Source organism: Streptomyces sp. NPDC107550, assembly GCF_055639095.1.
In genome coordinates this window covers 441,513-450,825 of record NZ_JBVKBC010000003.1, presented here as the reverse complement: position 1 = coordinate 450,825, position 9,313 = coordinate 441,513, and the positions used below count along the sequence as shown (strand labels likewise).

The following is a 9,313-nucleotide window of genomic DNA, read 5'->3' as shown; positions in this document are numbered from 1 at the left end:
GTTGACTTTTGGCACGCTGTTGAGTTCTCAAGGAACGGACGCTTCCTTTGTACTCACCCTCTCGGGCTTTCCTCCGGGCGCTTCCCTTCGGTCTTGCTGTCTTGCGTTTCCGACTCTATCAGACCGTTTCACCGGCCGATTTCCTCGGTGTCTTTCCGGCTTTCCAGCTCATTGGCTTTCGGGCCGTTCCGACGTCCCAGACTTTAGCGGATCTTCTCGGCTTCTCCCAAATCCGGGGGCCGAGTCCGTGCGGAATTGAATTCGGACACGCCGAAATCATTCCCGCCAGGGAGATCGTGCTGAAGGTGGGTGCCGCGTGAGCGGCGGAGGTGCCGCCCTGGGCCGTGGTGGTCCGGGGCAACTCGAAGGACTCTACGCCACGATCGCCGGTAGGACAAAAGCGGGGGTGGCCGACAGGTACGGGACCTGCCTGCCACCCCCGCTCACCAGGGCGTAGGGCGTCGAAGCGCTCGCCGTCAGGCGCCCACCGGACCCTTGGTCACGCCGGTGCCCCCGGCGCCGTCCTCCCGGGGCCCCGGCACAACCGTGTCCGTACCGCCGTCCGTACCGCCGCTCGCGGCATCGTCGTCGGCGGTGTCCAGCAGCGTGCGCTCGTCGAAGGGAAGGTCACCCGCGAGGACGCGCCGGACGCGGTCGCGGTCCACCTCGCCGGTCCAGGAGCCGATGAGGAGCGTGGCGACGGCGTTGCCCGCGAAGTTCGTCAGGGCGCGGGCCTCACTCATGAAACGGTCGATGCCGATGATCAGGCCCACGCCGTCGACCAGGCCGGGCTTGTGCGACTGGAGGCCGCTGGCGAGGACGGCGATGCCGGAGCCGGAGACACCGGCCGCGCCCTTCGAGGCCAGCATCATGAACAGGAGCAGGCCGATCTGCTGGCCGATGCTCATGGGCTGGTCCATGGCGTCGGCGATGAACAGGGACGCCATCGTCAGGTAGATCATCGTGCCGTCGAGGTTGAAGGAGTACCCCGTGGGGACGGTGATGCCGACGACCGGGCGGCTGACGCCCAGGTGCTCCATCTTGGCGATGAGGCGGGGCAGCGCCGACTCCGAAGACGACGTCGACAGGATCAGCAGGAACTCGCGGCCCAGGTACTTCAGGAGCACGAAGATGTTGAACCCCGTCGCCAGGCGCAGGACAGCCGCCAGCACGATCCCGATGAACAGGGCGCAGGTGACGTAGAAGCCGATCATGATGGTGGCGAGGGCCTTGAGGGCGTCGACGCCGGTCTCGCCGATGACGGCGGCCATCGCGCCGAAGGCGCCCACGGGCGCGGCCCACATGATCATGCCGAGGACGCGGAAGACGAGCTTCTGGATGTGCTCGATGCCCCGCAGGACCGGTTCGCCGGCGCGGCCCATGGCCTGGAGGGCGAAGCCGATGAGGAGGGCGACGAGCAGGGTCTGGAGGACCTCGCCCTCGGTGAAGGCGGAGACGAGGGTCGTCGGGATGATGCCGAGGACGAAGTCGACGGGCCCCTCGGCGGCGTCCTTCGCGGCGCTCTGGCCGACGCCCTTGGTGGCCTCGGTCAGGTGCATGCCGGTGCCGGGGTCGAGGATGTTGCCGACGATCAGGCCGATGGCGAGGGCGACGCCCGACATGACGATGAAGTAGCCGAGGGCGAGGCCGCCGACCTTGCCGATCTTGGCGGCTTTGCGGACCGAGCCGACGCCGAGCACGATCGTGCAGAAGATAATGGGCGAGATCATCATCTTGATGAGGTTGACGAAGCCCGTGCCGACGGGCTTCAGCTCCTTGGCGAAGTCGGGCCAGATGAACCCGACGGCGATGCCGAGGAGCACCGCGACGATCACGGCGACGTACAGATAGTGGGTGCGGTCCCGCTTGGCGGCGGGTGTGGGCGTGGTCGGTGTCCCGGTGTCGGCCACGGTTCCTCCTGACGACGGCATCGGCGTACTGGAACGCTTCACGCGAGGGTGCGAGCGGGGCACCTCTCGGGTGGCACCTCTCAGGTGCGGGCGGGTCGTGCGGCTCACGGCCCGGCGAGTCCCGGCGACTATCTCCCGGGGCGCCGGGGGCGTCACCCTTCCGTTCATTTAGTTCGCGCTTACACGGCCGGTAGTTCGGTCTTGTACGACCAGGCAGACTGGGCCCCATGCGTCTCCCCCGCCCCCGCAGCCTCGCAGGACAGCTGTTCGCCATGCAGGTGGTGCTGGTGGCGGTGGTGGTCGCGGGGTGCGCGCTGTTCACGTACCTCAGTGACCGGCGGCAGGCCGAGGAGGCGGCGCGGCGGCAGGCGACGGCCGCGGCGACTGCGGTCGCGGACGCCGAGTCCGTACGGGAGGCGGTGACGCGGGCGCCCGATCCGACGAAGCGGCTCCAGCCGTACGCGAGTGAGGTGCAGCGGCACACCGGGGTCGACTTCGTGACGATCATGGACAGACGCGGCATCCGGTGGACGCACCCGGACGTGCGGCGGATCGGGGAGCGCTACCTCGGGCACATCGGGCCCGCTTTGCAGGGGCGGAAGTTCTCGGAGACGTACACGGGGACGCTCGGGCCCTCGGTGCGGGTGGTGGCGCCGGTGTACGGCGAGGACGGGCGCGGGGTCGTCGCCCTGGTCAGCGCGGGCATCACGATCGACGTGATCACCGAGCAGGCGCGGGGGCAGGTGCTCGCGGTGGCGGGGGTGGCGCTGGCGGCGCTGGTGCTGGGCGGCATCGGCACGTACGTGATCAACGCGCGGCTGCGGCGGCACACGCACAACATGAACGCGACGGAGCTGAGCCGGATGCACGCCTATCACCAGGCCGCGTTGCACGCGGTGCGGGAGGGTCTGGTGATGCTGGACGGGCAGCGGCGGGTGGCGTTGATCAACGACGGGGCGCGGGAGTTGCTGGGCGTCGGGGACGAGGCCGTGGGGCGTTCGGTGGCGGAGCTGGGGTTGCCGCAGGCGCTCACGGGGGCGCTGCTGGCGACGGAGTCGCGCGTGGACGAGGTGCATCTGACGGCGGACCGGGTGGTGGTCGTGAACACGTCGCCGGTGGCCAGCGGGGAGCGCAGGGGCACGGTCGTGACGTTGCGGGACCATACGGAACTGCAGGCGGTGATGGGCGAGTTGGACTCGGAGCGGGGGTTCACGCAGGCGCTGCGCTCGCAGGCGCACGAGGCGGCGAACCGGCTGCACACGGTGGTGTCGCTGATCGAGCTGGGGCGGGCCGAGGAGGCGGTGGAGTTCGCCACCGCCGAGCTGGAGCTGGCGCAGGCGCTGACCGATCAGGTGGTCGGCGCGGTGAGTGAGCCGGTGCTCGCGGCGCTGCTGCTGGGGAAGGCGGCGCAGGCCAATGAGCACGGGGTGGAGCTGGTGGTGTCGGCGGACACGCTGATCGACGACCGGCTGCTCGGGGCGCTGCCGGCGCGTGATCTGGTGACGGTGCTGGGCAATCTCGTCGACAACGCGGTGGACGCGGCGCAGGGGGCCGCGCGGGCACGGGTGACGGTGACGGCGCGGGCCGAGGGCGGGGCGCTGCTGCTGCGGGTGGCGGACACCGGGCCCGGGGTGGATCCGGCGCACACGGAGGCGGTGTTCGAGCGGGGCTGGTCGACGAAGCCGGGCGGTCCCGGCGGGCGCGGGCTCGGGCTCGCGCTGGTGCGGCAGGCGGTGCGGCGGGGCGGGGGCACGCTGGAGCTGGCGCGGGCGGAGGGGGGCGGCGCGGTGTTCTCGGTGCGGCTGCCGTTGCCGGGGGCGGAGGCCGAGGCGGGAGCGGGGGCCGAGGCCGGTGCTGGGGCGGAGGCTGCGGCGGGGGCCGGGGTTCCGGGGGCTCGGGGGGCGCTGGAGACTGGAGGGGCGCGGGAGGTGTCCGGGGCGCAGGGTGTGGAGGGAGACGTATGACGGACCAGGAGGAGCGGGCCGTCGTCCGTGTGCTGGTCGTCGAGGACGATCCGGTCGCCGCGGACGCGCACGCGATGTACGTGGACCGGGTGCCGGGGTTCCGTACGGTGGCGCGGGCGCTGTCGGCGGCGCAGGCGCGGCGGGAGCTTGAGCGTACGGCGGTGGATCTCGTCCTGCTGGATCTGCATCTGCCGGACGGCCACGGGCTGGCGCTGGCGCGGTCGTTGCGGGCGGCGGGGCATCGCGCGGACGTGATCGCGGTGACGTCGGCGCGGGATCTGGCGGTGGTGCGGGAGGGGGTCTCGCTGGGAGTGGTGCAGTACGTGCTGAAGCCGTTCACGTTCGCCACGCTGCGGGACCGGCTCGTGCGGTACGCGGAGTATCGCACGTCGAGCGGGGAGGCGGCGGGCCAGGACGAGGTGGACCGGGCGCTGGCGAACCTGCGCTCGCCCGCCCCGGCGGAGCTGCCGAAGGGGCTGAGCGCGCCGACGCTTGAACGGGTGACGGGGGCGCTGCGGGACGCGGGGCCGGCGGGGATGACGGCGGCCGCGGCGGCGGAGCGGGTGGGGATCTCGCGGATCACCGCGCGCCGGTACCTGGAGCATCTGGTGGGGGCGGGGCGCGCGCGGCGGAGTCCGCAGTACGGGCAGGTGGGGCGGCCCGAGCTGGTGTACACGTGGACGTGAGCGCGGGGCTTGCCGGGAGGCGTAGCGGGAGGCTTGCCGGGGAGCGTGGCGGGAGGCTTGCCGGGGAGCGTGCCCAGCGGGCTGTACGTTCCTACGACATGTGACGCAAGACGAACACACCGTAGCCAAGCGGCCCGTTCACCCCTACTTTGTGCCCGTGCAGCACACACCCCCGGCGGAGCAGCCCACCCCGCCGTTCAACGCCCCCGCAGCCCGCCGCCTCCGTGAGGCGCTCGGGATGCTCCCCACTCATGTCGCGCACGGGATGCGTGTCTCGTACGGACTCGCGTACGTGTCGCCGTCGACGGTGATGGCCTGGGAGAGCGGGGACGCGGCTCCGTCGGCCGGTGAACTGACCGCGCTCGCCGGGGCGTTGTGGTGTTCGCCGAGCGAACTCATCGGTGAGGCGCGGACGCTGCGCGAGCATCGGCTGGCGCGGGGGTTGCCGCCGGAGGATGTGGCGCGGGCGGTGGGGGTGGAGATCCACGCGTATCTCCGTATGGAGGAGACCGGGCAGTGGCGGGGCAACGACCGGCAGTCGGCGGCGCTCGCGCGGGTGCTGGCGCTCGGGCCGCGGGCGTTCACGACTGTCACCGGGCGGGACGATCAGCTCGCGGAGCTGTTGCGGTCGGCGGTGACGACGCGGTGGCAGGGGTATGTGCGGCCGTTGACGCGGTTGGTGCCTGTTCGGCGGCGGGAGGCGGAGGATGTGCTGCATGAGATGCATCTGGAGTATCAGGCGTTGATGGCTTCTACGCTGACGTGGGGTGGGGGGGCTTCCCGCGATGCGGGGGGTGCGGGGCGGGACTTTCTTGTGCGGGTACTCGAAGAGTTCTGGTCCCGAACGCCCCCGAGCCCCTAAGTGACCTTCACCTGCGCGCCGGTGGGGTCGTCATTCACCTTTCGCCCGGTGGCGGGCTGGCCGCGCAGTTCCCCGCGCCCCTGACGGGGCGCTGCCCCTGGGCGTGGTTCTTCAACTTTCGGCCGGTGGTGGGCTGGTCGCGCAGTTCCCCGCGCCCCTTCGGTGCGCACTTCGTGCGCTACCTCTATCGGAGGAGGGTGCGGCGAAGCCGCCTCTCCAGGGGCGCGGGGAACTGCGCGACCAGCCACGACGAAAGTCGAGGTCACCCACCGGGCGGAGCCACCCACCCACCTAGGGGCGCGGGGAACTGCGCGAGCAACCACGACGAGAGTCGAGGAAAACCACCGGCCGGAGCCACCCACCCACCTCAGGGGCGCGGGGAACTGCGCGATCAGCCACGACGAGAGTCGAGGTCACCCACCGGGCGGAGCCGGTCGGGCACCCCGGGGCGCCGGGAACCGTACGATCGGCCAGCCACCGGCGGAGCCACCGTCAGAAGACGGATTCCGCCTCGTCCATACGGTCCTTCGGGACGGTCTTGAGTTCCGTCACCGCTTCGGCAAGCGGCACCATCGTCACGTCAGTACCCCGCAGCGCCGTCATCTTCCCGAACTCGGAGCGATGCGCGGCCTCCACCGCATGCCACCCGAACCGCGTCGCCAGCACCCGGTCGTACGCGGTGGGCGTACCACCCCGCTGGACGTGCCCGAGGATGACGGGCCGCGCCTCCTTGCCGAGCCGGCGCTCCAGCTCGTACGCCAGGGCCGTGCCGATGCCCCGGAACCGCTCGTGGCCGAACTGGTCGATCTCGCCCTTGCCGTAGTCCATCGTGCCCTCGGCCGGGTGCGCGCCCTCCGCGACGCAGATGACGGCGAACTTCTTGCCGCGCGCGAAGCGCTCCTCGACCATCGTGACGAGGTCGGCGGGGTCGAAGGGCCGCTCGGGCAGGCAGATGCCGTGGGCGCCGCCGGCCATGCCGGACTCCAGGGCGATCCAGCCGGCGTGCCGGCCCATGACCTCGACGACCATGACGCGCTGGTGCGACTCGGCGGTGGTCTTGAGCCGGTCCATCGCCTCGGTGGCGACGCCGACGGCCGTGTCGAAGCCGAAGGTGCGGTCCGTGGAGGAGATGTCGTTGTCGATGGTCTTGGGGACGCCGACGACGGGCAGCCCGGCGTCCGACAGCATCCGCGCGGCGGTGAGGGTGCCCTCGCCGCCGATGGGGATGAGGACGTCGAAGCCGATCTCCTCGGCGAGCTGCTTGGCGTTGTCGCAGGCCGCGCGGAACTTGTCGCGCTCCAGGCGGGACGAGCCGAGGATGGTGCCGCCGCGGGCGAGGATGCCGCTGACCGCGTTCAGGTCGAGGGGCCGGTAGCGGCCGTCGAGGAGGCCCGCGTAGCCGTCCTCGAAACCGAGCACCTCGTCGCCGTAGTGCGTGACGGCGCGGTGCACGACCGACCGGATCACTGCGTTCAGGCCGGGGCAGTCGCCGCCTGCGGTGAGAACTCCGATGCGCATCGTGCTGTGTCTCCTGCTCGCTTCTGGTACGTGTGAGCCACGCCCGATTCTTCCACGCCGAGCGCTCCGCCGCGTGCTCTCAGGGCCGGTAGAGGAGCTTCGGCAGGGGTGAAAAGGGCACTTGGACCGTGCGGGACAGGGCCTTTGTCCGGCGGGCGACCTAGCCCTGCCCGGAGGTACTGTCAAGGGGGCACCGCTTCCATTACGGACATATTTTCGCCCTGTCGGCTGTACATCCCGCCGACGAGACCACCGCAGGACCGAGACCACCGCAGGAAAGGGAGAGCACGCGTGACGCGCAGCGTGTACGTGACCGGGATCGACCGGGGCGACGGCCGCCAGGTCGTGGAGCTGGGGGTCATGGAGCTCCTGACCCGCCGGGTCGACCGGGTGGGCGTCTTCCGCCCGCTGGTCCACGAGGGCCCGGACCGGCTGTTCGACCTGCTGCGGGCGCGTTACCGCCTGGCGCAGGACCCGGCGAGCGTCTACGGCCTCGACTACCACGAGGCGGCGGCGATCCAGGCGGAGCAGGGCACGGAGGAGCTGCTGTCGCGGCTCGTGGACCGTTTCCACGCGGTGGCCAGGGACTACGACGTGGTCCTGGTCCTCGGTACGGACTTCGCGGACACCCAGCTCCCGGACGAGCTGGCGCTGAACGCGCGCCTGGCGAACGAGTTCGGCGCGTCGGTGCTGCCGGTGGTCGGCGGCCGCAAGCAGACGGCGGAGTCGGTGCGCGCGGAGGTGCGCAACGCGTACCGCGCCTACGACGGCCTCGGCTGCGACGTGCTCGCCATGGTCGTCAACCGGGTGGCCCCGGCGGACCGCGACGAGATCCACGACCGGCTGACGAACCGGCTGACGGTCCCCTGCTACGTCCTGCCCGACGAGCCCGCGCTGTCCGCGCCGACCGTCGCGCAGGTCGCGCACGCGCTCGGCGGCACGGTGCTGCTCGGCGACGAGGCGGGCCTGGCCAGGGACGCCCTCGACTTCGTGTTCGGCGGCGCGATGCTGCCGAACCTGCTGAACGCGCTGACGCCCGGCTGCATGCTGGTCACGCCCGGCGACCGGGCGGACCTCGTGGTCGGCGCGATGGCCGCGCACAGCGCCGGCACCCCGCCGATCGCGGGTGTCGTGCTGACGCTGAACGAGCGGCCCGGCGAGGAGATCCTGCGGCTCGCGGACCGCCTCGCGCCGGGGACGCCGGTGATCGCGGTGTCCGGCGGCTCGTTCCCGACGGCGCAGGAGCTGTTCGCGCTGGAGGGCAAGCTGAACGCGGCGACGCCCCGCAAGGCGGAGACCGCGCTCGGCCTGTTCGAGCGGTACGTGGACACGTCCGGGCTGCTGAAGACGATCCAGGCGCCTTCGACCGACCGGGTCACGCCGATGATGTTCGAGCACAAGCTGCTGGAGCAGGCGCGCGCGGACCGCCGCCGGGTGGTGCTGCCGGAGGGCACCGAGGAGCGGGTGCTGCGGGCGGCGGACGTGCTGCTGCGGCGCGCGGTGTGCGATCTGACGCTGCTCGGGCCGGTGGAGCAGATCCGCAAGAAGGCCGCCGACCTCGGTGTGGACCTCGCGGACTCGCAGCTCATCGACCCGCAGACCTCCGAGCTGCGGGACCGTTTCGCCGCCGCGTACGCACAGCTTCGCGCGCACAAGGGCGTCACGGTGGAGCTGGCGTACGACGTGGTCGCCGACGTGAACTACTTCGGCACGCTGATGGTCCAGGAGGGCCTGGCCGACGGCATGGTGTCGGGCTCGGTGCACTCGACGGCGGCGACGATCCGTCCGGCGTTCGAGATCATCAAGACCAAGCCGGACGCGGCGATCGTCTCGTCCGTGTTCTTCATGTGCCTGACCGACAAGGTCCTCGTGTACGGCGACTGCGCGGTCAACCCCGACCCGAACGCGCAGCAGCTCGCCGACATCGCCGTGCAGTCCGCGCAGACCGCGCGGCGCTTCGGCGTGGAGCCGCGGATCGCCATGCTGTCGTACTCGACGGGCACCTCGGGCTCCGGCGCCGACGTGGACAAGGTGCGCGAGGCGACGGGCCTGGTGCGCGAGAACCGCCCCGACCTGCTGATCGAGGGCCCCATCCAGTACGACGCCGCCGTCGAGCCGTCCGTCGCGGCGACGAAGCTGCCCGGGTCGGCGGTGGCCGGGCAGGCGAGCGTGCTGATCTTCCCCGACCTGAACACCGGCAACAACACGTACAAGGCCGTGCAGCGCTCGGCGGGCGCCATCGCGGTCGGCCCGGTGCTCCAGGGCCTGCGCAAGCCGGTCAACGACCTGTCGCGCGGCGCGCTCGTGCAGGACATCGTGAACACCGTCGCCATCACGGCGATCCAGGCCCAGACACCGGCCAACTGACCCCCT

6 protein-coding genes are annotated in these 9,313 nt (G+C 71.6%); 4 read left to right on the top strand and 2 right to left on the bottom strand.

Features of this window, described 5'->3' with window-relative positions; genetic code table 11:
• Positions 1-476: 476 nt before the first annotated feature.
• Complete coding sequence (locus ACZ7LY_RS07080; protein ID WP_471623493.1) at positions 477-1,910, bottom strand: cation:dicarboxylate symporter family transporter; 1,434 nt, start codon at positions 1,908-1,910, stop codon at positions 477-479.
• Between the two features lie 227 nt (positions 1,911-2,137).
• On the opposite strand from ACZ7LY_RS07080, the gene ACZ7LY_RS07075 reads away from it, so the two are divergent.
• The 3 genes from ACZ7LY_RS07075 to ACZ7LY_RS07065 all read left to right on the top strand — a co-directional run bounded on the left by ACZ7LY_RS07075 (position 2,138) and on the right by ACZ7LY_RS07065 (position 5,422).
• The gene (locus tag ACZ7LY_RS07075) at positions 2,138-3,874 is read left to right on the top strand and encodes a sensor histidine kinase (RefSeq protein WP_471623492.1); all 1,737 of its coding nucleotides are present in this window, start codon (positions 2,138-2,140) and stop codon (positions 3,872-3,874) included.
• Positions 3,871-4,560: a response regulator gene (locus ACZ7LY_RS07070; protein WP_471623491.1), complete on the top strand. Its 690-nt coding sequence runs from the start codon at positions 3,871-3,873 to the stop codon at positions 4,558-4,560. Before ACZ7LY_RS07075 ends, ACZ7LY_RS07070 begins: the two co-directional genes overlap by 4 nt.
• 157 nt (positions 4,561-4,717) lie before the next feature.
• Positions 4,718-5,422, top strand: a complete 705-nt coding sequence (locus ACZ7LY_RS07065; protein ID WP_471623490.1) for a helix-turn-helix domain-containing protein — start codon at positions 4,718-4,720, stop codon at positions 5,420-5,422.
• A gap of 492 nt (positions 5,423-5,914) precedes the next feature.
• Here ACZ7LY_RS07065 and ACZ7LY_RS07060 read toward each other — a convergent pair whose 3' ends face one another.
• Entirely contained in the window at positions 5,915-6,940 is a 1,026-nt protein-coding gene (locus ACZ7LY_RS07060; protein WP_471623489.1) for a 6-phosphofructokinase, read from the bottom strand.
• Positions 6,941-7,231: 291 nt separating this feature from the next.
• Here ACZ7LY_RS07060 and pta point away from each other — a divergent pair, with 291 nt between their 5' ends.
• On the top strand, positions 7,232-9,307 hold the full coding sequence (pta, locus tag ACZ7LY_RS07055; protein ID WP_471623488.1) for a phosphate acetyltransferase: 2,076 nt from the start codon (positions 7,232-7,234) through the stop codon (positions 9,305-9,307).
• The last annotated feature ends 6 nt before the right edge of the window (positions 9,308-9,313 follow it).

Bases quoted from the DNA above. Each gene is read 5' to 3' on its own strand.
- ACZ7LY_RS07075 (WP_471623492.1), top strand. From the start codon at position 2,138: ATGCGTCTCCCCCGCCCCCGCAGCCTCGCAGGACAGCTGTTCGCCATG.
- ACZ7LY_RS07070 (WP_471623491.1), top strand. From the start codon at position 3,871: ATGACGGACCAGGAGGAGCGGGCCGTCGTCCGTGTGCTGGTCGTCGAG.
- ACZ7LY_RS07060 (WP_471623489.1), bottom strand. From the start codon at position 6,940: ATGCGCATCGGAGTTCTCACCGCAGGCGGCGACTGCCCCGGCCTGAAC.